Source organism: Terrabacter sp. 01T434 (genome assembly GCF_056398545.1).
The window spans coordinates 26151-50707 of record NZ_JBFTPP010000001.1 but is presented as its reverse complement, the minus strand read 5'-3'; the positions used below and the strand labels follow the sequence as shown (position 1 = coordinate 50707).

At 70.5% G+C, this 24557-nt stretch carries 27 protein-coding genes; 11 read left to right on the top strand and 16 right to left on the bottom strand.

Annotation, left to right across the window (positions count from 1 at the left end; all coding sequences use genetic code 11):
• Window positions 1-45: 45 nt before the first annotated feature.
• From AC1DIW_RS00260 to AC1DIW_RS00225, 8 genes are all read right to left on the bottom strand, one after another.
• Window positions 46-366 (bottom strand): DUF2516 family protein, encoded by a 321-nt coding sequence (locus AC1DIW_RS00260; RefSeq protein ID WP_478106057.1) that lies wholly within the window; start codon window positions 364-366, stop codon window positions 46-48.
• Between the two features lie 63 nt (window positions 367-429).
• Window positions 430-855, bottom strand: coding sequence for a D-aminoacyl-tRNA deacylase (gene dtd, locus AC1DIW_RS00255; protein ID WP_442280471.1), 426 nt, complete (start codon window positions 853-855; stop codon window positions 430-432).
• Window positions 856-862: 7 nt separating this feature from the next.
• The gene (locus AC1DIW_RS00250) at window positions 863-1867 is read right to left on the bottom strand and encodes an asparaginase (RefSeq protein ID WP_478106056.1); all 1005 of its coding nucleotides are present in this window, start codon (window positions 1865-1867) and stop codon (window positions 863-865) included.
• Between the two features lie 88 nt (window positions 1868-1955).
• Window positions 1956-2972: a hypothetical protein gene (locus AC1DIW_RS00245; RefSeq protein ID WP_478106055.1), complete on the bottom strand. Its 1017-nt coding sequence runs from the start codon at window positions 2970-2972 to the stop codon at window positions 1956-1958.
• A gap of 1 nt (window position 2973) precedes the next feature.
• Window positions 2974-3465: a helix-turn-helix domain-containing protein gene (locus AC1DIW_RS00240; protein ID WP_478106054.1), complete on the bottom strand. Its 492-nt coding sequence runs from the start codon at window positions 3463-3465 to the stop codon at window positions 2974-2976.
• Between the two features lie 91 nt (window positions 3466-3556).
• The gene (locus AC1DIW_RS00235) at window positions 3557-4420 is read right to left on the bottom strand and encodes a beta-keto acid cleavage family enzyme (protein WP_442280467.1); all 864 of its coding nucleotides are present in this window, start codon (window positions 4418-4420) and stop codon (window positions 3557-3559) included.
• Window positions 4421-4456: 36 nt separating this feature from the next.
• Window positions 4457-5503 carry a CAF17-like 4Fe-4S cluster assembly/insertion protein YgfZ gene (gene ygfZ, locus AC1DIW_RS00230; RefSeq protein ID WP_478106696.1) on the bottom strand — a complete coding sequence of 349 codons (1047 nt, stop codon included), beginning with the start codon at window positions 5501-5503 and terminating at the stop codon, window positions 4457-4459.
• Window positions 5504-5531: 28 nt separating this feature from the next.
• Window positions 5532-6029 (bottom strand): heme-binding beta-barrel domain-containing protein, encoded by a 498-nt coding sequence (locus AC1DIW_RS00225; protein WP_442280466.1) that lies wholly within the window; start codon window positions 6027-6029, stop codon window positions 5532-5534.
• A gap of 23 nt (window positions 6030-6052) precedes the next feature.
• Between AC1DIW_RS00225 and AC1DIW_RS00220 the strand changes: the two genes are divergently transcribed.
• Entirely contained in the window at window positions 6053-6424 is a 372-nt protein-coding gene (locus AC1DIW_RS00220) for a DsrE family protein (protein WP_478106053.1), read from the top strand.
• 227 nt (window positions 6425-6651) lie between these two features.
• Here AC1DIW_RS00220 and AC1DIW_RS00215 read toward each other — a convergent pair whose 3' ends face one another.
• Together AC1DIW_RS00215 and AC1DIW_RS00210 are read right to left on the bottom strand one after the other, a co-directional pair.
• Window positions 6652-7503, bottom strand: a complete 852-nt coding sequence (locus AC1DIW_RS00215) for a hypothetical protein (RefSeq protein ID WP_478106052.1) — start codon at window positions 7501-7503, stop codon at window positions 6652-6654.
• A 6-nt stretch (window positions 7504-7509) separates the two neighbouring features.
• Window positions 7510-7839 (bottom strand): MoaD/ThiS family protein, encoded by a 330-nt coding sequence (locus tag AC1DIW_RS00210; RefSeq protein ID WP_478106051.1) that lies wholly within the window; start codon window positions 7837-7839, stop codon window positions 7510-7512.
• A 68-nt stretch (window positions 7840-7907) separates the two neighbouring features.
• Between AC1DIW_RS00210 and AC1DIW_RS00205 the strand changes: the two genes are divergently transcribed.
• The gene (locus AC1DIW_RS00205) at window positions 7908-8627 is read left to right on the top strand and encodes a response regulator transcription factor (RefSeq protein ID WP_442280462.1); all 720 of its coding nucleotides are present in this window, start codon (window positions 7908-7910) and stop codon (window positions 8625-8627) included.
• Between the two features lie 88 nt (window positions 8628-8715).
• On the opposite strand, the gene AC1DIW_RS00200 is transcribed toward AC1DIW_RS00205, so the two are convergent.
• Window positions 8716-10500 carry a bifunctional metallophosphatase/5'-nucleotidase gene (locus AC1DIW_RS00200; protein WP_478106050.1) on the bottom strand — a complete coding sequence of 595 codons (1785 nt, stop codon included), beginning with the start codon at window positions 10498-10500 and terminating at the stop codon, window positions 8716-8718.
• Between the two features lie 198 nt (window positions 10501-10698).
• On the opposite strand from AC1DIW_RS00200, the gene mshD reads away from it, so the two are divergent.
• The 7 genes from mshD to pstB all read left to right on the top strand — a co-directional run bounded on the left by mshD (window position 10699) and on the right by pstB (window position 19273).
• On the top strand, window positions 10699-11649 hold the full coding sequence (gene mshD, locus AC1DIW_RS00195; RefSeq protein WP_478106049.1) for a mycothiol synthase: 951 nt from the start codon (window positions 10699-10701) through the stop codon (window positions 11647-11649).
• 44 nt (window positions 11650-11693) lie between these two features.
• Complete coding sequence (locus tag AC1DIW_RS00190) at window positions 11694-14003, top strand: RNA degradosome polyphosphate kinase (protein ID WP_442280459.1); 2310 nt, start codon at window positions 11694-11696, stop codon at window positions 14001-14003.
• Between the two features lie 73 nt (window positions 14004-14076).
• Window positions 14077-15027 carry an NUDIX hydrolase gene (locus AC1DIW_RS00185; protein ID WP_478106048.1) on the top strand — a complete coding sequence of 317 codons (951 nt, stop codon included), beginning with the start codon at window positions 14077-14079 and terminating at the stop codon, window positions 15025-15027.
• A gap of 247 nt (window positions 15028-15274) precedes the next feature.
• Window positions 15275-16396, top strand: a complete 1122-nt coding sequence (gene pstS, locus AC1DIW_RS00180; protein WP_478106047.1) for a phosphate ABC transporter substrate-binding protein PstS — start codon at window positions 15275-15277, stop codon at window positions 16394-16396.
• 115 nt (window positions 16397-16511) lie between these two features.
• Entirely contained in the window at window positions 16512-17519 is a 1008-nt protein-coding gene (pstC, locus tag AC1DIW_RS00175) for a phosphate ABC transporter permease subunit PstC (protein WP_442280456.1), read from the top strand.
• Window positions 17516-18478, top strand: a complete 963-nt coding sequence (gene pstA / locus AC1DIW_RS00170) for a phosphate ABC transporter permease PstA (protein WP_442280455.1) — start codon at window positions 17516-17518, stop codon at window positions 18476-18478. The genes pstC and pstA overlap by 4 nt, the downstream gene beginning before the upstream one ends.
• A gap of 18 nt (window positions 18479-18496) precedes the next feature.
• Entirely contained in the window at window positions 18497-19273 is a 777-nt protein-coding gene (gene pstB / locus AC1DIW_RS00165; RefSeq protein ID WP_442280454.1) for a phosphate ABC transporter ATP-binding protein PstB, read from the top strand.
• A gap of 116 nt (window positions 19274-19389) precedes the next feature.
• Here pstB and AC1DIW_RS00160 read toward each other — a convergent pair whose 3' ends face one another.
• The 4 genes from AC1DIW_RS00160 to AC1DIW_RS00145 form a co-directional block, all read right to left on the bottom strand.
• Window positions 19390-20394: an inorganic phosphate transporter gene (locus tag AC1DIW_RS00160; protein ID WP_478106046.1), complete on the bottom strand. Its 1005-nt coding sequence runs from the start codon at window positions 20392-20394 to the stop codon at window positions 19390-19392.
• Between the two features lie 7 nt (window positions 20395-20401).
• Window positions 20402-21022 carry a DUF47 domain-containing protein gene (locus tag AC1DIW_RS00155; protein ID WP_442280452.1) on the bottom strand — a complete coding sequence of 207 codons (621 nt, stop codon included), beginning with the start codon at window positions 21020-21022 and terminating at the stop codon, window positions 20402-20404.
• A gap of 125 nt (window positions 21023-21147) precedes the next feature.
• The gene (locus AC1DIW_RS00150) at window positions 21148-21363 is read right to left on the bottom strand and encodes a hypothetical protein (RefSeq protein WP_478106045.1); all 216 of its coding nucleotides are present in this window, start codon (window positions 21361-21363) and stop codon (window positions 21148-21150) included.
• Between the two features lie 265 nt (window positions 21364-21628).
• Window positions 21629-22240, bottom strand: a complete 612-nt coding sequence (locus tag AC1DIW_RS00145) for a hypothetical protein (protein WP_442280450.1) — start codon at window positions 22238-22240, stop codon at window positions 21629-21631.
• Between the two features lie 199 nt (window positions 22241-22439).
• Here AC1DIW_RS00145 and AC1DIW_RS00140 point away from each other — a divergent pair, with 199 nt between their 5' ends.
• Together AC1DIW_RS00140 and AC1DIW_RS00135 are read left to right on the top strand one after the other, a co-directional pair.
• A complete protein-coding gene (locus AC1DIW_RS00140) occupies window positions 22440-23228 on the top strand; it encodes a sigma-70 family RNA polymerase sigma factor (protein WP_442280449.1) in 789 nt (262 codons plus the stop codon).
• Window positions 23229-23360: 132 nt separating this feature from the next.
• The gene (locus tag AC1DIW_RS00135) at window positions 23361-23957 is read left to right on the top strand and encodes a mycothiol transferase (protein ID WP_478106044.1); all 597 of its coding nucleotides are present in this window, start codon (window positions 23361-23363) and stop codon (window positions 23955-23957) included.
• A gap of 53 nt (window positions 23958-24010) precedes the next feature.
• Here AC1DIW_RS00135 and AC1DIW_RS00130 read toward each other — a convergent pair whose 3' ends face one another.
• Window positions 24011-24532, bottom strand: coding sequence for a YbhB/YbcL family Raf kinase inhibitor-like protein (locus tag AC1DIW_RS00130; RefSeq protein WP_442280447.1), 522 nt, complete (start codon window positions 24530-24532; stop codon window positions 24011-24013).
• Window positions 24533-24557: the final 25 nt, after the last annotated feature.

Genomic DNA, 24557 nt, shown 5'->3' with positions numbered 1-24557 from the left:
GCCGCATCCGGCCACGATGGTGGGCCAGGCGGTGTCCGGTGGGTCCTACCAGCCGCTGTTCGAGCGGCCCCGGCCCCCGAGGCCTCGAACCTGGCGCAGCGCGGGGCGGACGTCGGCGAGGTAGACGGCGGCACCCATGAAGCTGGCCAGACCGAGCAGCCCGATCGGGTTGAAGACCGAGATGGAGCCGAGGAGCAGCGCCGCCCCGGTGATCAGGAGCCAGAACCGCTTGGTGCGCTTGCTGGCGGCCACGTAGGCGTTCTCCGGGTGACGCACGGCGTCGACGAAGGCAAAGATCTCGCAGCCGAGGGCCACCACCCCGATGACGAGGGTGACGAGGCTCTGGTATCCCGCGTAGAGCTGCATGCGAGCAGCGTAACCCGGCGCGCGGTCAGAACCGCCTCCAACCGGCGACCGGACTCGACGGGTTCAGGCGTCGACGACGAGCGTGACCGGGCCGTCGTTGACGAGCGAGACCTGCATCATCGCGCCGAACCGGCCCTGCTCGACCTCGATCCCCCGCGCCCGGAGCGCGGCCACGAGGTCCGTGACGAGCGGCTCGGCCACCGGGCCCGGAGCGGCCGCGCTCCAGGAAGGTCGACGCCCCTTGCGGGTGTCGGCGTAGAGCGTGAACTGGCTGACGACGAGGACGGGCGCCCCGGCGTCGGTCAGGCTCTGCTCGTCGCGCAGGATCCGCAGCTCGGCGATCTTGCGCGCCATCCGCTCCACCTGGTCCGGGCCGTCGTCGTGCGTGACCCCCACCAGCGCGAGCAGGCCGGGGCGGTCGATGGCACCGACGACCTCACCCTCGACTTCGACCCGGGCGCTCGTGACGCGCTGCAGCACCGCCCTCACGCGTGGCTCAGACGCCGACGGCGACGACGGAGCCGACGGGCTGTCCGTGACCGAGGACCGGCTGGTGCTCGAGGACCTCGAGGATGTCGTCGCTGCCCACGCCGATGCGGCGCAGCACGGCGGCGAGCAGGACGCTGCGGGCACGCGAGGTGCCGTCGGCGACCTTGACCGCGACGCCACGACCATCGGGCAGGCCCACGGCGTAGACCGCCTCGGCGCCGTCCTTGGCGACGAGCCCGTCGACGCCCCGGATCAGCGCGGTGACGTCGCGGTGCGTGCCGCCGAGATACTCGGGGAAGGCGCGGATGGCCGTCGCGATCTTGGCCTCGGGCCCGTCCGTGGCGGCGGCCAGACGGCCGAACGAGAGGGCCAGCGCGCGTAGCGGCACGGCATGGATCGGGGCGCCGCAGCCGTCGACGGCGACAGCGCTCGGCTCGGCGCCGGTGAGCTCACGCACGGTGTCGGCGATGGCCACCTGGAGCGGGTGGGCCGGGTCGCGGTAGGTCGCGAGGTCCCACCCGTTGACGACGCACGTGGCGAGCATCGAGGCGTGCTTGCCGGAGCAGTTCTGCACGATGGACTGCTTGGGCCGACCGCTCGCGATCCACCCGATCCGCGCCGCGTCGTCGTAGGGGTAGTCGGGGGTGTTCTGCAGGTCGGTCTCGGTCAGGCCCGCGCCGGCGAGGATCTCGCGAGCCGCCTCGACGTGGAAGTCCTCGCCCGAGTGGCTCGCGCATGCGAGCGACAGGAGGCGCCCGTCAGTGGCCAGGCCGCTGCGCACCATCGCGAGCGCCTGCAGCGGCTTGCTCGAGCTGCGGGGGAAGACGGGTCCGCTCGAGTCGCCGATCTCGAGCTCGACCGAGCCGTCGGGAGCGGTGACGACGGCGGTGCCGTGGTGGACCGACTCGACGAAACCGGCGCGCACCACGTGCGCGACGATCGGGGCGGCGGCGAGCGCCGCGCTGACTGACGTGGACGCGGTGACGGGTGACGGGGCGCGGTGATCGGACACGACCCGCAGTATGCCGGAGCGGCGCGGCAGGGCCGCCACCCCGGGTGGGGTGACGGCCCTGCGGTCCAGCTGAGTGCCGGCGCGAGGCTCAGCTCGTCGCGGTCGTCGTGCTGGTCGTGCTCGTCGAGCTCTTCGCGGCCCTCTTCGCCGGCGCGGACTTCTTGGCGGCGGTCTTGGCAGCGCTCTTGGTGGCAGCCGTCGTCTTGGCGGCCGTCTTCGAGGCCGTCTTCCTCACGGCCCTCTTGGCCGGCGCGGCCTTGCGGGCGACCGTGGCGTTGGGGTCGTCCGTCGTGGCCGAGCTGCGAGCGGCGACCTTGCGGGTCGTCCTGGCCTCGACCTCGTTGTCCTTGCGCGTGGCGGCGGCCTTCTGCGCTGCCGAGCTACGGATCGCCTGCTGGTGCGCGGCGGTGCGCACGGCGGGGACCGGAGCGGCCGCGGACTCGACGGCGTCGACCGAGGACCCGACCTGCGAGCCGACCTTCGAGGCATCCTTGGCGACGACGTCCATGAGGGTCTTCGCGACCTTCTCGCCCTCGGTGACGGCGGTCTCGGCGACGCGACGACCACGGGTCACCGTGGCGGTGCCGCGCTCGCTGAGGTCGAACGCGGTGCGCTCGCCCTGGGCGCGCAGATCGGTGACGACCTTCTCGCCGCGGGCTGCGGCGGCGTCGTACTGGTCCTTGGCGTTGCTCGCGATGACGAGGCCCTCGTTGAGGACGCGGGCCGGGAGGTCCTGCGCCTGCGTGACGAAGCGCTCGGCATACGTCGTCGCGAGCTTCTGGAGCTCGGTGGTGCGGCTCTGGAGGTCGGCGATGCGCTTCTGGAGGTCGTTCTGCAGCTGGTTCGCCTCCTTCTTGGCACCCTTGCGCAGGTCGGCGCCCTTGGCCTGTCGGCGGGCGACCTCGAGCTGCTCGCCTGCGGTGCGGACCGTGTCGATCGCGATGTTCGCGGCGCCGACGACGGCGTAGAACGGCGTCGGGTCGACTTGGACGTCGGGCATGCGGCCCTCGACCTGGACGAGCTGTCCGCGCACGTCGGCGACGGCCGCCTCGGCCTGCTTCTGGGCGTCCTTGACGGCCTGGGTGATCTTCTTGGTGAGTGCCATCTCAGTTCTCCTTCTCGTTGAGCTCGGGGGCCGCAGCAGCGGTCGTGCTGCGCGACGGGCGCCGGCGCGGTGCACCAGCGGGCGTATGCGTGGTGCGCGGGGGGCGTGGAGTGCGCGGTGCCGTGGCGGCTGCCGTCCCGTCGGTGCCGACGAACGACAGGTAGATGTCGACGAGCACCGCGCGCTGCCGGTCGCTGAGGACCGGGTCGGCGGCGATGGCGGAGAGGACGTCGGGGGCGGCGGCAGGGTCACTGTCGGTGACCCGCTCGTCGAGGATGCCGGCCCGGACGTAGAGCGACTCGGCCGACACCTGCAAGCCCTTGGCGATCTGCTGCAGGATCTCGGCGCTGGGCCGCTTGAGGCCACGCTCGATCTGCGACAGGTAGGGGTTGGAGACACCGGCCATCTCAGCGAGCTGACGCAGCGACAGCTGGGCGCTCTCGCGCTGTTCGCGCAAGTAGGCCCCGAGGTCGGGAAGCGGAAGCTTGCTCATGCCTCCATTGTGCTAACTAGAGCAAGCAGAATGCAAACTCTGGGCAGCGTGAGACGTCCCACACCACTCCACGGCCTTCCGGGAACGCGGGTCAGCGGGTGCGGCGGTCCTTGATCGCGAGCGCCTCGCGGGCCTCGGTCGTCGACATCGGCGGCCGCTGCATCACCGTCGCGAGGTCGGCGGCCCGGGCCACGAGCTCGCGGTTGTGCTCGACCGGCCGGCCCCTGGCATACATGAGGTTGTCCTCCATGCCGACGCGCAGGTGACCGCCGGCCGAGAGGGCCGCCGCGACGATGGGCAGGTGCGCGCGGCCGATGCCGGTGGCCGACCAGCTCGTCACCTCGGGCGGCAACATCGCGACCCCGGCGAGGAGGGCCTGAGGCGTGCCCGGCATGGCGCCCGGCACCCCGGTGACGAAGTCGACGTGGACCTTGCCCCCGTAGGGCAGGCCGCACTCGTCGATGAGCCGGCGCAGGGCGTGCACGTGTCCGAGCTCGAACAGCTCGAACTCCGGCACGACCTCGCGCTCCTGCGCCTGGCGATAGAGATCGACCATGAAGCCCCACGGGTTGAGGAAGACGCCGTCGCCGAAGTTCGTCGTGCCGCACGTGAGAGAGCATGAGTCGGGGTCCGCGTCGAGGACGGTGAGGCGCTTGTCGAGCGGGTCGGTGACGGCCCCGCCGGTCGAGAGCTGGACGACGAGATCGGTGGCCTCGCGCACCCCGTCGACGGCCTCCTTGAGGAAGGCGGGCTCCAGCGTCGGCTGGTGCTCGCGGTCGCGCACGTGGATGTGGATGAGGGCGGCGCCCGCCCGCTCGCACGCGACGGCGGTCTCGACGAGCTCCTCCGGCGTCGTCGGCAACGCCGGGACGTCCGACTTGGCGGTCTCGGCACCGGTCGGCGCGACGGTGATCAGGGTGCTCGCGACGCTGCGAGCCGTGCTCATGGCGCTCATGGCGCTCATCCTGCCAGCGCCGGCGACCGCGTCCGCTCAGGGCGCGACGATGACTGTCTGCGCGGCCGAGAGGTCGTCGACGAGGAGCTCGAGGGTCGGGTCGGTGTTGCGCTTGATGACCGCGAGGGCGATGGGGCCGTCGACGTGGTGGCGCGCGACCGAGGTCACGTGCCCGACGACGCGGTCACCGGCCCGGACCTCGCTCCCCTGCGCCGGCAGGACGTGGCCCGACCCGTCGAGGTGGAGGAAGACGAGACGCCGCGGCGGGCGGCCGAGGTTGTGCACCCGGGCGACGGTCTCCTGACCGCGGTAGCAGCCCTTGTGCAGGTGCACGGCCGTGCGCAGCCAGTCGACCTCCTGGACGATCGTGCGATGGTCGGTCTCGAGGCCCAGGCGCGGACGCCACGCAGCAATACGCAGCGCCTCGGCTGCCCAGAGTCCGGCGAGCGGCCGATCGCCCACTGCCGCAACGAGATCGGCGCGTGGCACGATCACCTCGCGCCAAGCCCGCTCGGTGCCGGGGTGCTCGTCGACGGGGCCGTATGCCGCGCTGTCGCCGACGAGGCCGGGCCACGGGTCGCGCCAGGCCAGGGGTTCACCCTCGACGGACTCGCTGGCGTGCGGCTCGCCGAGTACCGCCCAGTCGTCGGTGACGAGAGCGACCTCGACCCGCAGCATGAAGCGCATCTTGTCGAGCCAGTCGGTCAGGGCCTGCCCGGCACCCGGTTCCGTGGTGATCCACGTCGTCGTGTCGCCGTCGTCGACGAGGTGCAGCGAGTGCTCGACATGGCCCTTGGGAGTCAGGATCAGGGCCTCCCGCGACTGCCGCGGCTCGAGGCCGAGGAGGTGCTGGGTCGTCAGCGAGTGGAGCCAGCTGAGCCGGTCGGGTCCGGTAACCGTCACGACGTCGCGGTGCGAGAGGTCGACGACCGCGAGGCCCTCCTCGAGGAGGCGCTGCTCGCGCATCGGGTCGCCGTAGTGCAGCGCGACGCCTGCTTCGAGGCCCTCGCCCGCCACAGCCCCCGGCCAGGACAGCAGGGGGCTCCTCGTCGTCGAAGGGGTCGGCAGCTCCACGTCGCTCATGCCCGGTGGAACGCTCACGGCACACGCCTCATTCCACGCGCTTGAGCGTGGCCGACACGTGGCTCTGGAGCTCCTGGCCGACGGCGGCCATGTCCATGACCCACAGCAGGTTGGAGTCGACGAGGCCGTACATCCGGGTCGCGGCGTTGTACTCCTTCGCCCCCGGGGCGCGCAGGACGCCATCGGTCTTGAGCTGGATCTTTGCCGGCTCGATCTTGCCGTAGTAGAGCTCGAGGATGCCGGTCGGGTGCGCGAGCAGCAGCTCGACCTCGCCGTTTTCCAGCGGACGCCAGAACCCCGACTCGACCGCCGCCGGGCGCACCTTGGCCCCGTTCTCGGAGTCGAGGATCCAGGCTCGGCTCTCCCACTTGAGGAAGCCGCGTCCGTCGTGGGTGACCTCGACCTCCTGGCCGAAATGCGCGGACTCGATCGTGGGATAGCCCACGACCCCAGCACCCTCCCAGCGTCCGATGAGCCAGGCGAGGGGTCGCAGCGGCTCGGGGATGTCCTGGTCGAGGTTGAACATGCGCCCGATCGTAGCCTGATGTCATGGACGCCCCCGCACGCTCGCTCGTCGTCAAGGTCACCGCCGGCACCGAGGCCCCTGAGCGCCTCTCGCAGGCCTTCACGGTCGCCGCGACGGCCGTCGCCAGCGGCGTCGCCGTGTCGCTCTGGCTGACAGGTGAGTCGACGTGGATGGCCGTTCCGGGACGGGCTGAGGAGTTCGAGCTGCCGTATGCCGCCCCGCTCGCCCCGCTGCGTGACGCGGTGCTCGCGGGTGGCCGGCTCACCGTCTGCACGCAGTGCGCGGCACGGCGGGACCTGACCGAGGACCAGCTCGTCGACGGTGCGGCCATCAAGGGGGCCGCGGTCTTCGTCGAGGAGGTCATGGCCGAGGGCGCGCAGGCCCTCGTCTACTGAGCATTCCCAAAGCCGTGGCCTCTCAACTGGCGGCAGGCGACAACACGTGGCCTCTCGACGGGCGGCAGGCGACAACACGTGGCCTCTCGACGGGCGGCAGGCGACAACACGTGGCCTCTCGACGGGCGGCAGGCGACAACACGTGGCCTCTCGACGGGCGGCAGGCGGCCAGACGTGGCCTCTCGACGGTTGGAGCGCCGGGTGGGGCGGGTCGGGCTCGAGGGTGGTCAGGTGAGGACGGAGAAGAGGTGCACGACGGCACCGACGACGAGCACCGAACCGACACCGGCGCTGACCTGTCCGCGGACCGTCAGCACGGCCGGCTCCAGCGCGAGGACCCGCCGGAACGACCACGACACCGCGCCGACCGCGGCACCGATGCCGAGCGCCTCGAGCGTGCCCACCCCGGCCCCGGCGAAGCGTGACGCGACGACCGCGGCGAGCATGCCGCCCACGAGCGCGACGAAGCCAAGGAGGGGCGCGGCGACCCGGACTCCGGAGAGGAGGTCCGCGACCACGGCAGCCGCGACCGCGGCCATGGCCACGACGGCAACGGCCTGACCGCGGTGGGTGTCGGCGGCGACGACCGCCGTCGTGCCCGAGGCGATGACGACGAGCCCGCCGAACGACGAGAGCAGCGTGAGGACGAGGCCCTCGCGGCCCGTCCGCCGGACGAGCTGCCCGACGAACGCGAGGACGATGCCGAACGCCACGGCGGCAGGCACCCACAGCAGGTCCTCGCGCAGGGCGCTCAGCACGATGGCCACGGAGGCGACACCGAGCACGACGGTCGTCGCCACCGGCGTCCACGAGCCGGTGAGCCGAGGCCACCCCCAGACGAACGCGAGGGCGAGCACGAGCGTCACACCCAGCGTCGCGGCATACCCGGAGTCCTGCGCGACGAGGAGGACCACCGCGGCCATGAGAGTCGCGACGATGCTGCCCCAGCGGATGCGCGCGGCGCCCAGGGGCGAGAGCGGTTCCCGGAGCGACCCGGCGGCCCCGGGTGCACCGGAGGCGTGGGAGCGGTCGGGGCCGGGCTCGCGCAGGGCCGCGTTGTCCTCAGGCACGGTGGCCATTGTGCATCAGCCCCCGGCGAAGGGCGGCAGCACCTCGACCGTGCCACCGTCGGGCACCGGCTCCTCGCGTCCCACGGCGCGCCCGTCGAGCAGGAAGGTCGCCACCGCGGCGACGCGCGCGAGCTCCGGGTGTGCGGCGACCGCCGCGTCGACGACCTCGCCCACGCTGGCACCCGTCCGCGTCTCGCTGTCGGTGCCCGCCGCCGCCCGGGCCGCGGCCCAGTAGCGCACTGTGACGGTCGCGGTGGGCGTGGCTGGAGCGGCGGTGTCCGCGGCAGCGGCGAGCGCCGGTGCGGCCGACGGGGCCGTGCGCGGCTCGGGTGCACTCGGGGCCATCTCACACTCCGTCTCATCGTTGATGCGGTCTGGTTCGCAGGTGACCAGTCTCGCCTATCCTGCATGAGATGGCCCGCCTGCTGCTGCTCACCAACGCGCTCGCCCCGAGCGCCGAGGTGCTGCCTGCCCTCGGGCTGCTGAGCCACACGGTGCGCGTCCTGCCCGCCGAGGCGACGGCCCTCGTCGACTCGCCCGACTGCGACGTCGTCGTCGTCGATGCGCGACGGGAGCTGGCGAGCGCGCGCTCCCTGTGCCGGGTGCTGCGCACGACCGGGATCGGCACTCCCCTGCTGGCCGTCCTCACCGAGGGCGGCCTCGCTGGCCTCACGTCCGAGTGGGGGCTCGACGACGTCCTGCTCGACACCGCCGGGCCCGCCGAGGTCGACGCGCGGCTGCGTCTGGCCATGACCAAGGGACAGGACGACGACGCCGGCCTCGACCTGCCGATCACCTCGGGCGAGCTCGTCATCGACGAGGCGTCCTACTCCGCGAAGTTCCGGGGCCACCCGCTCGACCTGACCTACAAGGAGTTCGAGCTCATCAAGTACCTCGCGCAGCACCCGGGCCGGGTCTTCACCCGCGCCCAGCTGCTCCAGGAGGTCTGGGGGTACGACTACTACGGAGGCACCCGCACCGTCGACGTCCACGTGCGGCGGCTGCGGGCCAAGCTCGGTCCCGACCACGAGACGCTCATCGGCACGGTCCGCAACGTCGGCTACCGCCTGGTGCCCGACCGAGCCGAGACCCCGGCTCCCGGAACCCCGACTCCCGAGACCGCCGACGCCTGACCCCGGCAAGGGCTGCGGCGCGGTAGGGGCTCACGCGAGAGCGGCCCGGCTCCGTGGGGAGCCGGGCCGCTTCGTCATCGCGACAGGGTCACTGCACGCTGATGCGGTCGAGCGGTGCGGGCGAGTAGTTCGCGTTCGCCGGCTTGGCGAGGTAGTTCGCGAAGGCGTCGATGTCGAGCCCACCGAAGTACTTCCCGGTGCCACCCTGGAAAGCAGGGAAGTTGTCGCCGCCGTCGGAGAGGAAGTTGTTCGTGACGATGCGGTACGACGCGGCCTTGTCGACCGGCTTGCCGTTGATCGCGACGGTGCCGTCGACGACCTTCTGCGTCGCCGTGCTCCAGGTGTAGGTGAAGCCCTTGTTCACCTGGAGCGTCTTGGCCTGCGAACCGGCGTTGGCTCCCGTCCGCTGCTGGTTGAGGACGTCGTAGATCTGCTGACCCGTGAGATTCATCGACACGAGGTAGTTGTTGAACGGCTGGACGTTGAACGCCTCCTCGTAGGTGACGGCCCCCGGCGCCTCGCCGTACTTCGAGCTCGAGTAGGTGAGGTCGGCCCGAATGCCGCCGGGGTTCATGAACGCCGCGACCGGGGTCTGTCCACCAGTGACGACCGACGGGTCGGCCAGTTGTGCGTCGGCGATGAGGTCACCGAGCGGGGACTCACCCGCGCCACTCTGCGTCCTGACGATGTCAGTCGAGATGGTGCCGATGACCTTGCTGGCGATCGCCTCGACGAGCCCCTTGTACTTCATGATGAGGTCCGTCTCGGTCTTGTCCGCGGCCACGGTGCGCGTCACGAGGTTGTTGACGGAGTCGGCCTCGGTGGGTCGGACGATGTCGGACGTGCGACGGTCGTAGGTCACCTCGGTGTCGTTGTAGAGCCGCCCGAACGAGGAGGCGGACGTGACCAGGCGCGGGACGCCGTTGGAGTCGGGGATCGCGCAGACGTACGGCTGGTGGGTGTGGCCTGAGATGACCATGTCGATCGCCGGGTCGAGGTTCTTGACGATCGGGATGATCGGCGAGTCGGCCGACAGCGAGCCGCCGCCCTTGCAGGCGTAGTCGTACGGCGTGCCGGCCGGCGGGGTGCCGCCCTGGTGGATGAGCACGACGACGGCGTTGACGCCTTGGGCCTTGAGGACCGGCACGAGTGCGTTGGCGGTCTTGACCTCGTCGTTGAACTGGAGGCCGGCAACGCCGGATGCCGTCACGATGGACGGCGTGTCCTTGAGCGTCATGCCGATGAAGCCGATCTTGGCGCCATTGAAGTTCTTGACCCAGTAAGGCGGCAGGATCGTCTTGCCCGTGGCCTTCTCGACGACGTTGGCCGCGAGGTACCGGAACTTGGCGCCGGCGAAGGTGCCCTCGGGGCAGGAGTTCTGGTTGTTGGCGCCGGCGCCGTCGTCGATGCAGCCGCCGGTCTGGAGGCGCTGGAGCTCCTTGTAGCCCTCGTCGAACTCGTGGTTGCCGACGGACGTGGCCTCGAGCCCGAGGTTGTTGAGCGCCTCTACCGTCGGCTCGTCGTGGAAGGCCGCGGACAGCAGCGGGGAGGCCCCGACCATGTCACCCGCGGCCACCGTCACGGTGTTGGGGTGGCCCGCGCGGGCCTGCTTGAGGTGCGTCGCGAGGTACTCGACGCCGCCGGTGTCGACGTTGCCGGCCTTCGTCAGGGTGCGGCCGCTCGAACCCGACGGGGGCTCGAGGTTCCCGTGGAAGTCGTTGAACGACAGGATCTGGATCGGGAACTGCGTCTTGCCGGGCGCCTTGCCGGTGTCGGGCCCGGCGGTGGGTGCCGCGAGGGCCGGTGCCGCGAGGGCCGCGGCGCAGATCCCTGCGACGGCGACGCCCGTGATGCGGCGGGTGGTACGGGACATGTGTCTCCCCTTGTTCAGCGGTGTGAGTCGCGTGCCCATCGGCACCCACGGAGGCTAGTGCCCGGAGGGTCGCCGGAGGGGCTTGCCGAGTAGCGATGTTGTGAGTTGCGGTGCAGGGCCCCCGAGCCCTGACCGGACCTTAGCCGGGAAGGGCGACAGGCGGGAGACCCCCGGGCGTCGCTGTGGTGGAATCGCGGTATGCCGCGCCCGACGGTCGCCCTGCGCGACGCGACGAACCAGCTCACCGCCGACGAGTCCGCTGCCGTGCTCGCCCTCGCCGAGGAGGCCGCGTCGGTCGACGGCTCGCAGGCGCTGTCGGAGCAGTTCCGGCTCTCCGTGCAGTCCCGCCAGCACGCGGGCGTCGACCACCTGCTCGCGACGGACGCCGAGGGTCTGCTCGTCGGCTACGCGCAGTCGCGCACCGGCGACGGACCGCCCTCCGGGGAGCTCGTCGTGGCGCCCGCGGCCCGGCGGTCCGGCGTGGGCACCGCGCTGCTCGCGAGCCTGCCTGACGGCATACGCGTCTGGAGCCACGCGACGGGAGGGGCAGCGGACGCGGCTGCCGCCTTCGCCAGCGCCAACGGCCTCGTGGCCGTGCGCTCCCTGCACGTCATGGGTCGCGCCCTGCAGGACGGGCTCGCGTGGCCGCCCGCTTCGCTCGATGGGAGGTATGCCGTCCGCTCCTTCGAGCCCGGACGTGACGAGGACGCGTGGCTGGCCCTCAACGCCGCGGCGTTCGCGCACCACCCGGAGCAGGGGTCGCTGCGCCGGGCCGACCTCGACCAGCGCATGGCCGAGCCGTGGTGGGACCCGGCCGGACTCATCCTCGTCGTCGAGGCGGACGCGCCCGACGTGCTCGCAGCCTCGCACTGGACCAAGGTCGACCCCCCGGGTGGGGACGTCGGCGAGGTCTACGTCGTCGCGGTCTCTCCCGACCGGCAGGGGCAGGGCCTCGGCCGGGCCGTCACCGTGCTGGGCCTGGACCACCTGCGCTCCCTCGGTCTCCACCGGGTCGTGCTCTACGTGGACGAGGACAACGTCGCCGCCGTGCGCACCTATGCCGCCCTCGGGTTCGTCGACATCGAGGTGCACCGGCAGTACGCCCGGGCGGAAGCGGTCGACCGCACCGCTTCGCCCGCCCCCGGCTGAGACGAGTTCACCCTCGGATCACCGTTCGGTGCCACGATGGACGCATGAGCACCGGCAGCCTCACCACCCCCGACCTCGACCAGCAGAACACCCAGGCGGCGGAAGCCCGTGACGCCGCAGCCGAGGAGCCGACGAGCGAGGCGGCAGAGGTCAGCTCGTTCACCAGCACCGTCCCGACCCGGCGCACGCCCGCGCGGGCACCCAACGGGCGCTTCGTCGGCGCCGGTGGGCAGGAGGACGAGGACGAGCTCCCCGCTGACCGCTACCTCGAGCGCGAGCTGTCGTGGCTGCAGTTCAACGAGCGGGTGCTCCAGCTCGCGATGGATCCGGCCGTGCCGCTCCTCGAGCGCACCCGCTTCCTCGCCATCTTCGCCAACAACCTCGACGAGTACTTCATGGTCCGGGTTGCCGGGCTCAAACGGCGCATCGCAACCGGCCTGGCGGTCCGCACCGCGGCCGGGCTGGAGCCTCGCGAGCTGATCGAGCGCATCGCCCGCCTCGCGCACGAGCTGATGCAGCAGCACGCCAGCGTCTTCCAGCACGACGTGCGTCCGACGCTCGAGGACGAGGGCATCAGCCTCGTGCGCTGGGACGACCTCGACGAGGACGACCGGGACCCGCTCCACTACTTCTTCGCCGACCGTGTCTTCCCGGTGCTCACCCCGCTCGCGGTCGACCCCGCCCACCCCTTCCCCTACATCTCCGGCCTGTCGCTCAACCTCGCCGTGCTGCTGCAGAACCCGAAGACGGGCACCGAGCACTTCGCCCGGGTCAAGGTCCCGCCCAGCCTCCCCCGCTTCATCCTCGTCGAGGAGGACGTCGACGCCGAGGTCGAGCGCAAGCGCTTCGTCCCGCTCGAGGACGTCATCGCGAGCCACCTCGACCAGCTCTTCCCCGGGATGCTCGTGCAGGAGCACTTCTCCTTCCGCGTCACGCGCAACGAGGACCTCGAGGTCGAGGAGGACGACGCCGAGAACCTCCTCACCGCCCTGGAGAAGGAGCTGACCCGGCGCCGTTTCGGCCCGCCGATCCGGCTCGAGGTCGAGGAGGACATCGACCCCAAGGTGCTCGACATGCTGGCCCGCGAGCTGCAGATCAGCGACCGCGAGATCTACCGGCTGCCCACCCCGCTCGACCTGCGTGGCCTCTTCACCGTCGCCGACGTCGACCGCAGCGACCTCGAGTTCCCGAAGTTCTTCCCTCGCACCCACCCGGACTTCGCCCCGACCGAGAGCGCCAAGGCCATCGACCTGCTCACGGCAGTGCGTCAGAAGGACGTCCTCGTCCAGCACCCGTACAACTCGTTCTCGACGTCGGTGCAGGCCTTCATCGAGCAGGCAGCCACCGACCCGAAGGTTCTCGCGATCAAGCAGACGCTCTACCGGACCTCGGGCGACTCGCCGATCATCGACGCCCTCATCGACGCCGCCGAGGCCGGCAAGCAGGTGCTCGCCGTCGTCGAGATCAAGGCGCGCTTCGACGAGGTCAACAACATCTCGTGGGCCCGACAGCTGGAGGAGGCGGGCGTCCACGTCGTCTACGGCGTCGTCGGCCTCAAGACCCACGCCAAGCTGTGCCTCGTCGTGCGCCAGGAGTCCGAGGGCCTCGTGCGCTACTGCCACATCGGCACCGGCAACTACAACCCGAAGACGGCCCGCGTCTACGAGGACTTCGGCCTCTTCACGACCGACCCGCAGGTCGGCGAGGACCTGTCGCGGCTCTTCAACCTCCTCTCGGGATTCGCGCCGCGCAGCAAGTTCAAGCGGCTCCTCGTCGCACCGCGATCCGTGCGGTCGGGCCTGATCGACCTCATCGACGAGGAGATCGACCTCCACGCCTCGCGCCGCGAGGGGGCTCCGTCCGGACGCATCGTCATCAAGGCCAACTCGATCGTCGACGAGGCGCTCATCGACGCGCTCTACCGGGCCAGCATCGCCGGCGTCCGCGTCGACATCTGGGTGCGCGGCATCTGCGCGCTCCGACCCGGCGTCGACGGCCTCTCCGAGAACATCCGGGTCCGCTCCATCCTCGGACGCTTCCTCGAGCACTCCCGGGTGTTCTGGTTCGACCACGGCGGCGAACCGCAGGTCTACATCGGCAGCGCCGACATGATGCACCGCAACCTCGACCGTCGGGTCGAGGCGCTCGTGAGCATCGCCGAGCCCAGCCACCTCGTCGAGCTCGCGGACCTCATCGACCTCGCCTTCGCGGAGACCACGTCGCGCTGGGACCTCGGCTCGGACGGCCGCTGGGTGCGCCACCACCTGTCCGACTCCGGCGAACCGCTGGACGACCTGCAGGAGAAGCTCATCGAGCGCCACGACAGGCGGCGCCGCAAGGCGCGGCGGCGCTGACGGCAGGTCGGCATACGTCCAGGTTGCGACCGTCGCTGCGCCGACGACGCCGGCATCGGGCAGACTGGCACGCGTGGCCTCAGTGATCCCTGCCGCCGGCACGCTGCCCTGGCGCCGTCGCGACGGACGCCTGGAGGTTGCCCTCGTGCACCGGCCGAAGTACGACGACTGGTCCTGGGCCAAGGGCAAGCTCGACCCCGGCGAGCACGCCTGCGTGGCCGCGGCGCGCGAGACCCTCGAGGAGACCGGGCTCGTCGTGCGCCTCGGGCTGCCGCTCCCGTCGGCGGAGTATCCCGTGCTCGACGCGACCGGAGGTCCGGCCACCAAGCAGGTGCACTACTGGTCGGCCCGCGTGACCGGCGGCACCGGGACGCTCGAGCACGAGATCGACGAGGTCGCCTGGGTGGACGTCCGCACGGCACACGACCGCCTCGACTACGCCCGGGACCGTGAGCAGCTGCTCGCGCTCGTCCGGGCCGACCGCAGCGACGAGCTGCGCACATGGCCCATCGCGTTCGTCCGCCACGCCAAGGCGATCCCGCGCGGCAAGTGGAGCGGCGACGACCGGCGGCGACCGCTGGATGCCTTCGGCCGGGCCCAGTCGACCGCCGTCTCGGCGGTGCTCGGCGCCTACGGCGTGAAGCGCCTCGTCTCCTCGTCGTCGACCCGCTGCGTGGCCACCGTCGAGCCGTATGCCGCCGCGCGCGGACTGCGCCTGCGCACCCGCGACGCGCTCTCGGAGGAGGGCTTCGCCGAGAGCCAGGAGGGGGCCGTCGCCCAGGTGCGGCGCCTGCTCGAGCGCGGCCACCCCGCCGCCGTGTGCAGCCACGGCCCGGTGCTCCCGACCCTCCTCGGGATCCTGCACACCCGCGTCGCGCACTCCCCCGAGCGCGGCGGGCTCGTGGCCGAGCACCTGCGCGCTGCCGCGGACGAGTCCATGGCCAAGGGAGAGGTGCTCGTCTGCCACCTCGTCGGTCGGGGCGAGGACGCGCGCGTCGTCGACGTCGAGCGCATCGACACCTGACGTCCGGACGGTCCTGAGCACCTTCCGGGGTGTCGTCCGAAACCCTTCATCGTGGGCCTGCGGGCGGCATCGCGCACCTCGAGGATGCGCCTCGCCCCAAGACGTCGTCCTCCGTTCACCCGGCGTTAACCGCAGATGGATGAACGGTCATCCTGCGCGCCTATGTTCGCGGTGGATCCACGTCCGTGCAGCGCTGCCCGGACCCGTCCCACAACCCAAGAACACCCCATCGAGAGGGATCACACTCGTGTCTGTTTCGCGTATCAGCGCGCTCGGCGCCATCGCCCTGTCCGGCGCTCTCGCGCTCTCGGCCTGCGCGTCCGAGAACAACGGCGCAGCGCCCGGCGCGGGCTCCACCGCGGCGGGCTCGACGGCCGCCGGCGACTGCTTCACCGGCGACCTCAAGGCCGAGGGCTCCTCGGCCCAGAAGAACGCCATCGACGAGGCGATCAAGGCGTACCAGTCGAAGTGCGCCGACGCCAACATCGACTACCAGCCCACGGGTTCGGGCGCCGGCATCAAGCAGTTCATCGCCAAGCAGGTTGACTTCGCCGGCTCCGACTCGTCGCTCAAGACGACGCCCAAGGACGGGAAGGTCGAGGCCCAGGACGCCAAGGCCTCGTGCGGCTCCGACGCCTGGAACCTGCCCATGGTCACGGGCCCCATCGCGATCGCCTACAACGTCAAGGGCGTCGACAAGCTCGTGCTCAACGCCGAGGTCGCGGCCAAGATCTTCGACGGCAAGATCACCACCTGGAACGACCCCGCCATCGCGGCGCTCAACAAGGGCGTCACGCTCCCCGCCACGCCGATCAAGGTCTTCTTCCGCTCCGACGAGTCGGGCACGACCGAGAACTTCACGAAGTACCTCAAGGCCGCGGCCCCCGACGCCTGGTCCTACGAGACCGGCAAGAAGTGGACCGGCAAGGGTGAGGGCAAGGAGAAGTCGGCTGGTGTCGCCACCGCGACGAAGGGGCAGGACGGCGGCATCACGTACGTCGAGCTCTCCTACGCCCAGCAGAACCAGCTCCCGATGGCGCAGATCGACACCGGGTCCGGCCCGGTCGAGCTGACCGCCGCCTCGGCGGGCAAGACCATCGCCACGGCCAAGCAGACCGGCACGGGCAACGACCTCGCGCTCAAGATCGACTACGCCACGAAGGAGGCCGGGGCCTACCCGATCGTCCTCGTGACGTACGAGGTCGTCTGCTCGAAGTACGCCGACGCCGCGACGGGCAAGAAGGTCAAGAGCTTCCTCAAGACCTTCGCCTCGGACGACGTCCAGAAGGGCCTCGAGTCCAAGGGCTACGCCCCGCTTCCGACCGAGGTCGCGACCAAGGTCCAGGCCGCGGTCGACGCGATCTCCTGAAGCTCCCCATGACCCGGTCGGAGCGATCAGGCCAGGTCGACAACGCAGGGGCGGGCGCCACTCTCGGCGGCCGCCCCTGCGCCAGTACCACGCAACCGAAGGAAGGGGCCTCCACGTGTCCACAGTGACGGGCGTGTCAGCCGCGGACCAGACTCCCGGGCCGGACGGGCAAAGGCCGCTGCAGGGCGACCGGGCCTCCACGGGTCGCCTCGGCGACCGGATCTTCGGGGGCGCCGCGACGGTGTCCGGGGTCATCGTCATCGGCATCGTCACCCTCATCGGGGCCTTCCTCGTGGTCCAGGCCGTCCCGGCCCTGATGGACAACTCGGTGAACTTCTTCACGAGCCGGGTCTGGTCCCCCGGAGGCGATCAGCCCGCCTTCGGCATCCTCGAGTTCCTCTGGACGACCGTCGCCGCCTCGACGGTCGCGATGCTCCTCGCAGTGCCCGTCGGCGTCGGCGTGGCGCTGTTCCTGACGCAGTACGCCCCGACCTGGTTGCGCGGGCCGGCCGCCACGCTCGTCGACCTCCTCGCCGCGGTGCCCTCGATCGTCTACGGCCTCTGGGGCCTCGTCGTCTTCTTTCCGGTGTGGAAGCCGGTGCAGGACGGGATCGAGGGTGCGCTCGGCTGGTTCCCGCTCTTCGCCCCCACGGGCATCTCCGGCGGCACGATCTTCTTCATCGGCATCGTGCTGTCGATCATGGTCCTGCCCATCGTCACGGCTCTCTCGCGCGAGGTCTTCGCCCAGACCCCGACGGCCCACAAGGAGGGCGCCCTCGCCCTCGGTGCCACGCAGTGGGAGATGATCCGCACGGCAGTGCTGCCCTTCGGCCGCCCCGGCGTCATCTCCGCCGCGATGCTGGCCCTCGGCCGCGCGCTCGGCGAGACGATCGCTGTGACCTTCCTCGTCTCCGCGCTCGCCGACGGCACCAGCTGGACGTGGTCGCTCTTCAACGGCGGCGAGACGTTCGCCTCGAAGATCGCGAACAACGCAGCCGAGTTCAGCAACCCGAACAAGACCGGGGCCTACATCGCGGCCGGGCTCGTGCTCTTCGTGCTGACGTTCATCGTCAACAGCATCGCCCGCGTCGTCATCGAGCGCAGGAAGGCCTTCACCGAATGAGCACCGCCACGGACCGCCGCGTCCCCGACGACGCCACCGTCGACGACGCAGCCTCGCCCCCGGGCGGCCGCCCCGGGCGGGATGCACTGGCCCAGATGCGCCACCCCCACCGGGCCCGCGCGGTCAAGGACGTCGTCGCCCGGATCGTCATGTGGGGCGCCTTCGTCATCGCCGTGGTCCCCCTCGTGTGGATCCTCTGGACCGTGATCGCCAAGGGCGCCCACATGCTCGCCTCGTCGACGTGGTGGACGGGCAACCAGCGCAACATCAACTCCGACGACGCCGGTGGCGGTGCCCGGCACGCCATCGAGGGCACGCTCCAGATGGTCGGCGTCACCGCCCTCATCGCGGTGCCGATCGGCATCCTGACCGCGGTCTACCTCGTCGAGTACGGTCGCGGCGCCCTGGCGCGGGTCATCAGCTTCACCGTCGACATCCTCTCCGGCATCCCGTCGATCGTCGCGGCCCTGTTCATCTACGCGGTCTGGGTGACGACCTTCGGCATCAGCCGGTCCGGCTTCGCCGCGTCGCTCGCGCTCGTGCTGCTCATGATCCCGGTCATCGTGCGCTCGACCGAGGAGATGCTCAAGCTCGTGCCGAACGAGCTGCGCGAGGCGGCATACGCCCTCGGTGTGGCCAAGTGGGTCACGGTCGTCAAGATCGTGCTGCGCACCGCCTTCTCCGGCATCATCACCGGGGTGCTGCTCGGCGTCGCCCGAGTCATGGGTGAGACGGCGCCGCTGCTGATCCTCGCGCCCTACACGAAGAACTTCCAGCGCGACCTCTTCAACGGCAACTTCCCGACGCTGCCCATGATGATCAACCAGGACCGCGGCGACTACGCCCTGGCCACCGCCGCCGAGCGCATGTGGGGCGCTGCCCTCACCCTGATCCTCCTCGTCCTGCTGCTCAACCTCATCGGCCGAGTCATCGCGCACTTCGGCTCGATCAAGAAGTAAGAGAAAGCGAACTTCACGATGGCAAAGCGAATCGACGTCACCGACCTCAACGTCTACTACGGCTCCTTCAAGGCCGTCGAGGGTGTCTCGATGACCGTCGAGCCCCGTTCCGTCACGGCCTTCATCGGCCCTTCCGGCTGCGGCAAGTCGACCTTCCTGCGCACCCTCAACCGCATGCACGAGGTGATCCCCGGCGGACGCGTCGAGGGCAAGGTCATGCTCGACGACCAGGACCTCTACGACAGCTCGATGGACCCCGTCACCGTGCGCCGCACCGTCGGCATGGTCTTCCAGCGGCCCAACCCGTTCCCGACCATGTCGATCTACGACAACGTCGCAGCGGGCCTGCGCCTCAACGGCGTGAAGAACAAGAAGACGCTCGACGGCATCGTCGAGCAGTCGTTGCACGGCGCAAACCTCTGGAACGAGGTCAAGGACCGCCTGAACAAGCCGGGTGCGGGTCTCTCCGGCGGTCAGCAGCAGCGCCTGTGCATCGCACGCGCCATCGCCGTCCAGCCGCAGGTGCTCCTCATGGACGAGCCGTGCTCGGCCCTCGACCCGATCTCGACGCTGGCCATCGAGGACCTCGTCAACGAGCTCAAGAGCGAGTTCACGATCGTCATCGTCACTCACAACATGCAGCAGGCAGCGCGGGTCTCGGACCGCACCGCCTTCTTCAACCTCAAGGCGACCGGCGAGCCGGGACGTCTCGTGGAGATCGGCGACACGACGCGCATCTTCAACAACCCCTCCGAGCGGGCCACCGAGGACTACATCTCCGGCCGTTTCGGCTGACCGGGCCCGCCCCGAAGAAGCAATCGAAAGAGCAGTCCGTCCCTGTCTCGCGTGAGGCATCCTCACGCGGAACCGGACGGACTGCTCTTTCGATTGGTGGGGGGTTACCTCGAGGGTCAGCGGAAGATCGACGTGGCGTACCAGGCGACGATGGCGACGATGCCCGCGCCGGGGAAGGTGAGGATCCAGGCTCCGACGATGTTGCCGGCGACACCCCAGCGAACCGCCGAGAGACGCTTGGTCGCACCGACTCCCATGATGGATGCCGTGATGGTGTGCGTCGTCGAGATCGGTGCACCGAAGACCAGGCCGGCCACGTAGAGGATGGACGCGGCCGTCGTCTCGGCTGCGAAGCCCTGCGGCGGCGTGAGGTGGATGATCCGGCGCCCGAGCGTGCGCATGATCCGCCACCCACCGGCATACGTGCCGAGGGAGATGACGACTGCCGAGAGCAGCAGGACCCAGATCGGGACGGTGTTGCTGTCGTGAAGGCCCGAGATGTTGAGGGCGAGCAGGACGACGCCGGCGGTCTTGCCTGCATCCTGCAGGCCGTGGCCGAAGGCCATCGCCGCAGCAGATGCGGTCTGGGCCAGCCGGAAGCCACGCGTGACGCGGCCCGGGTTGGCGCGGCGGAAGAGCCAGAAGATCGCGGTCATGACGAGATAGCCCCCGACCAGCCCGATGACCGGAGAGACGATCATCGGGATGACGACCTTCTCCCAGATGACGCTCCACTGCACCGCCACGCCGGCAACCAGGGCAGCGCCAGCCAGACCGCCGATCAGCGCATGGGAGGAGGACGACGGCAGGCCGAACCACCACGTGAGCAGGTTCCAGCCGGTGGCGCCGACGAGGGCGGCGGCGACGAGCCACAGGCCGTTGACGCCCTGGGGCTGCTCGATGATGCCGGACCCGATGGTCTGGGCCACCTTCGTGCCGAAGAAGGCACCGAAGAGGTTGGCGACCGCAGCCATGGCGAGCGCGACCCGGGGCGTCAGGGCCCGCGTCGAGACCGAGGTTGCGATCGCGTTGGCTGCGTCGTGGAAACCGTTGGTGTAGTTGAAGCCCATGGCCAGTGCGATGACCGCAACGACCCCGAGCACGGGGATGGTCGTGTCCATCAGCGGCTCAGGACTCCTTGACCGCGATGCCCTCGACGACGTGGGCAACCTTCTCGAACGCGTCGGCGGCGTTCTCGAAGCCGTCGACGATGGCCTTGACCTTGATCAGGTCGACCGGGTCGGGCGCGTTGTTGAAGAGGGCCGCCACCATCTTGCGGTGGAGCGAGTCGGCCTGGTTCTCAAGACGGTTGATCTCGATCCAGTAGCTCTTGAGGTCCTTCATCGAGCGCAGGCGCGGCATGGCCTCGGCGGTCACCTCGGCCATCCGGGCGAGGATCTCGAACTGCTCGGCGAGGCCCTCGGGGATCTCACCCATCCGGTAGAGCACGATGAGGTCGGCGGTCTCCTCGATGTAGTCCATGCAGTCGTCGAGGGAGGCAGCCAGGTGGTGGATGTCCTCGCGGTCGAACGGGGTGATGAACGAGCTGTTGACCTTGTTGAGGAGCTCGTGCGTCGCGTCGTCCGCAGCGTGCTCGAGGTCCTTGAGCCGGTCGGCCACCGACTGCCGCTGCGAGGGCTCGACCTCGAGGAAGCGGGTCAGCTCGCGGGTCGCCTCGACAAGGAGTTCGGCCGAGGAGGTGAAGAGAACGAAAAAACTGGTGTCCTGGGGTGTGAGGCGAAAACCCACGGGGCTGCTCCGGTCGATCGAGGGCTGGTCCGGGGACGATGCTACGGCGTCGCGGTCACTCCCACGCAACCGAGCATCAATCCGGCGTTCACCCCACTCGTGACGACGAGGGAGCTCGCCCGCTGCTACTCCCCCGAGTCAGGCCGGGCCCTACTCGCACCGTGGAAGGAACGGGCCGTGGAGGCCGGCTCACCCGAGATGCCGAGCAGCGCGTCCACCTCATCCGGTGTGAAGTGACGGGGGCTCGACGAGGCGGCAACGACGAGGTCGCTCACCAGCTCGATCTCGTCGGCGAGGGCGACATCGAGCAGGTCACCTGACCGCTCATCGTCGGGCATCATGAGTCCAATCTAGGCGTCCAGATGGTCATCCGTGCGGCGAAGCCCCGAACGATGTGAGCGCGCTGTACGTGTCGTATGCCGTCGTGCCGAGGTTGCGTCGGGCCGGGAGCGCCTCTCGGCACAGGGCCGCTCGTAGCGGCTTGATTTGGGACCCGGGGCTACCGCGACCCGACGCGCCCTCAAGGATAAAGGCGTCCGAACGGATCACCAAAGATCCCGCGACGCCGGATTTGGCACCCGCCGTCAGCCCGGCACGGGGGTGGGTTCACTCGAGCGCGTCCGCACGCCACAACCGCGCGCAGACGGTGAGGTCCTCGGCCATGCCGAGAACGCTGGCGGCCTGCTCGGCAGCCTCGTCACCCGACGAGATGTCGGCGCGCCCCGCCGACACGACACGGCAGAAGGCCGACGCGCGCTCGAGGGCCACGGCCAGGTCACCCTCGAAGACACCACGCAGCACCTCGTCGATGACCCGCCCCATCTCCTGCGGCCCCGGAGGCTCGGCAGCCCCGGCCACGACGTGGTTGGGACCGGTGAAACGGATGCCGGCTGCATACTCCCGGCTTGCGTCTGCGGGGGCGCGCTGGACCCATTCACGCAGCACGTAGAGGCGCCATAGTGCCCCGGGAAGCGACCGGGCCGGGCGCTGCGACCACAGCTCGGCCAGCGTCGAGAGTCCGATGTCGTCGACGAGCGCCACGAGCTTCCGGGTCACCGCCGGGTCCGAGGAGGCGCGCCCGGCATGGACAAGCGCGAGCGCGGTCTCGTGGGCGACGTGGATCTGCTCGGTGGGGTCGTAGGCGGGACCATGCGCCTCGAGCGCCGCCTCACTGAAGAAGGCCGGCCGCCTCGGGGCGCGATGGTCGCTCTCGCTCATCCCAGCAGGCTAGCTCCGACGCAGGGAGGCCCGGGGGATGCTGGCGTCGCGACGCGCGACCGGCCGGTCTCGCTGGCCAGTTGGAGTCGGTGAGGACGCGCGCGCCCAATTGTCGAGGGCTTGTGCAATGTTGAGACTTTGTCTAAGGTTCAGGACGTCGGTCAAGCAAGCGCCGTCACGACCCTCTGATGGAGACGCCATGACCGACCCCTTCCGCGGACCCCGCAAGGACGCTCTGACCCGCGAGCTCATCACCACGCACCGCACCTCGACCTCCGAGACCGAGAGGTCGACGGCCCTGGAGACGGTGACCAGGCTGCACATGCCGCTCGCCCGCTCCCTCGCCCACCGCTACGCCGGCAAGGGGCTCGACAGGGACGACCTCGAGCAGGTCGCCTTTCTCGCCCTGCTCAAGGCGATCCGTCGCTTCGACCTCGAGCAGCCGACGGAGTTCGGTGCCTACGCCACGCCCACCATCACGGGCGAGCTGCGCCGTCACTTCCGTGACCACGGCTGGCTCGTCCGGCCCCCGCGCGGCCTGCAGGAGCGCCGCCAGCAGGTCACGGACGCCCGCACGCACCTCGAGCAGACACTCGGCCACGAGCCGACCCAGGCGGACCTCGCCGCAGCCCTCGACCTCACCCTGGAGCAGGTCAGGGAGGCGCAGGTGGCCTCGACCAACCTCCGCCCGGCGTCCCTGGACGCGGTGACCACGGAGGGCGGCCGACCGGTGCTCGACCTCGTCGACGCACGCGCCGAGCACCAGACGGACCCCGGGCTCGACGACGGCATCCTCGTGCGGACGGTCCTCCAGCGACTCCCCACTCGCGACCAGCAGGTCCTCGAGCTGCGCTTCGCCCACGACATGACCCAGGCGGAGATCGCGCAGACGATGGGCCTGAGCGCCATGCAGGTCAGCCGGCTGCTGCGGCGCGTGCTCGCCGAGCTGCGTGAACACCTCGAGTCCGCGGAGCTGTTGAGCGCCTGAGGAACTGCCACCCCTCACCCTCGGGTGACCACGAGCCCGCACCGCAGACGACGGCGGTGCGGGCTCTGCGGGCTCACGCTCCGCACCGAGAACCGGACGTGGAACGTCCGCAACCCCTTCTAGCGTGGCCCCATGAGCACACCGCAGACGACGACCAACCCGACCCCGTGGGAGCCGCCGATCGCCGGCAGCGACGTCGAGCAGCTCGTGGGGTCCCTCGAACGGATGCGAGCCACCTTCCGCTGGAAGGCAGACGGCCTCGACGCCGAAGGCCTGCGAGCGCGCGTCGGCGCCTCCAGCCTGACGCTCGGAGGCCTCCTCAAACATCTTGCGTCCTGCGAGGACTACACGTTCACGCAGCAGATGCGCGGCGAACCCATCGGGCCACCGTGGGACGGGACGGGATGGGACGGCAGCAACGACTGGGAGTTCGCGTCGGCCGAGCAGGACTCCCCCGAGGAGCTGTACGACCTCTACGACGGCGCCGTCCAGCGATCACGCGAACGGCTGGCCGCCGCTCTCGTCGACCACGGTCTCGACCAGGCCGTCCACGCCTCGATGCCCGACGGTCGGCACGCAAACCTGCGGCGGCTCGTCTCCGACTTCGTCGAGGAGTACGCCCGTCACACCGGACACGCCGACCTGCTGCGCGAAGCCCTCGACGGTCGCGTCGGCGAGGACCCTCCCGACGGATGGGCCCCGACCTCCGGCCACTTCACCTTCGCGTGACCCCGGCCGGGCCGCCTGGTTACGACCCGGCATACGTCCTGCTGTGGACGGCCTCAGTACTGGTAGGTGCCGTGCATGACGGCGCGAGCCAACGTCTTGAACGCGAGGTTGAAGGACACCACGGCAGGCGACGCGGAGTCGTCGACGCCGAGGCTGGGCTCGGACACGGCGTGGACGACGAAGAAGTAGCGATGCGGCATGTCGCCCTTCGGCGGCGCAGCCCCCATGAACCCCTGCTGGCCTCCGTCGTTGCGCACGTGGAAAGCCTTGCCGGGCAAGGCGTCTGCGGCGGCTCCAGTGTCGAGTGACGTGACATCGGCAGGCAGGTCGACGAGCACCCAGTGCCAGAAGCCCGACGGTGTCGGCGCGTCGGGGTCGAAGCACGTGACGACGTAGCTCTGAGTGCCCTCAGGGGCGCCACTCCACGACAGCTGCGGCGAGGTGTTGCCCCCGTCGGCCACCTGGTCGTCCTTGAGCGGGGCCCCGTCGGTGACGTCGGCGCTGGTCACGCGAAACGACGCCACCTGCGGCAGCAGGTCGTAGGGGTTGGGGGCGACCGGTCGGTCGAGGCTCATGCGGTCCTCCTGCGAAGCCGTTGGT

Coding starts and splice junctions, on each gene's coding strand:
- AC1DIW_RS00260 (WP_478106057.1), bottom strand. CDS start 366: ATGCAGCTCTACGCGGGATACCAGAGCCTCGTCACCCTCGTCATCGGG.
- AC1DIW_RS00245 (WP_478106055.1), bottom strand. CDS start 2,972: ATGGCACTCACCAAGAAGATCACCCAGGCCGTCAAGGACGCCCAGAAG.
- AC1DIW_RS00240 (WP_478106054.1), bottom strand. CDS start 3,465: ATGAGCAAGCTTCCGCTTCCCGACCTCGGGGCCTACTTGCGCGAACAG.
- AC1DIW_RS00235 (WP_442280467.1), bottom strand. CDS start 4,420: ATGAGCGCCATGAGCACGGCTCGCAGCGTCGCGAGCACCCTGATCACC.
- ygfZ (WP_478106696.1), bottom strand. CDS start 5,503: ATGAGCGACGTGGAGCTGCCGACCCCTTCGACGACGAGGAGCCCCCTG.
- AC1DIW_RS00225 (WP_442280466.1), bottom strand. CDS start 6,029: ATGTTCAACCTCGACCAGGACATCCCCGAGCCGCTGCGACCCCTCGCC.
- AC1DIW_RS00220 (WP_478106053.1), top strand. CDS start 6,053: ATGGACGCCCCCGCACGCTCGCTCGTCGTCAAGGTCACCGCCGGCACC.
- AC1DIW_RS00215 (WP_478106052.1), bottom strand. CDS start 7,503: ATGGCCACCGTGCCTGAGGACAACGCGGCCCTGCGCGAGCCCGGCCCC.
- AC1DIW_RS00210 (WP_478106051.1), bottom strand. CDS start 7,839: ATGGCCCCGAGTGCACCCGAGCCGCGCACGGCCCCGTCGGCCGCACCG.
- AC1DIW_RS00205 (WP_442280462.1), top strand. CDS start 7,908: ATGGCCCGCCTGCTGCTGCTCACCAACGCGCTCGCCCCGAGCGCCGAG.
- AC1DIW_RS00200 (WP_478106050.1), bottom strand. CDS start 10,500: ATGTCCCGTACCACCCGCCGCATCACGGGCGTCGCCGTCGCAGGGATC.
- mshD (WP_478106049.1), top strand. CDS start 10,699: ATGCCGCGCCCGACGGTCGCCCTGCGCGACGCGACGAACCAGCTCACC.
- AC1DIW_RS00190 (WP_442280459.1), top strand. CDS start 11,694: ATGAGCACCGGCAGCCTCACCACCCCCGACCTCGACCAGCAGAACACC.
- pstA (WP_442280455.1), top strand. CDS start 17,516: ATGAGCACCGCCACGGACCGCCGCGTCCCCGACGACGCCACCGTCGAC.
- pstB (WP_442280454.1), top strand. CDS start 18,497: ATGGCAAAGCGAATCGACGTCACCGACCTCAACGTCTACTACGGCTCC.
- AC1DIW_RS00160 (WP_478106046.1), bottom strand. CDS start 20,394: ATGGACACGACCATCCCCGTGCTCGGGGTCGTTGCGGTCATCGCACTG.
- AC1DIW_RS00150 (WP_478106045.1), bottom strand. CDS start 21,363: ATGATGCCCGACGATGAGCGGTCAGGTGACCTGCTCGATGTCGCCCTC.
- AC1DIW_RS00145 (WP_442280450.1), bottom strand. CDS start 22,240: ATGAGCGAGAGCGACCATCGCGCCCCGAGGCGGCCGGCCTTCTTCAGT.
- AC1DIW_RS00140 (WP_442280449.1), top strand. CDS start 22,440: ATGACCGACCCCTTCCGCGGACCCCGCAAGGACGCTCTGACCCGCGAG.
- AC1DIW_RS00135 (WP_478106044.1), top strand. CDS start 23,361: ATGAGCACACCGCAGACGACGACCAACCCGACCCCGTGGGAGCCGCCG.
- AC1DIW_RS00130 (WP_442280447.1), bottom strand. CDS start 24,532: ATGAGCCTCGACCGACCGGTCGCCCCCAACCCCTACGACCTGCTGCCG.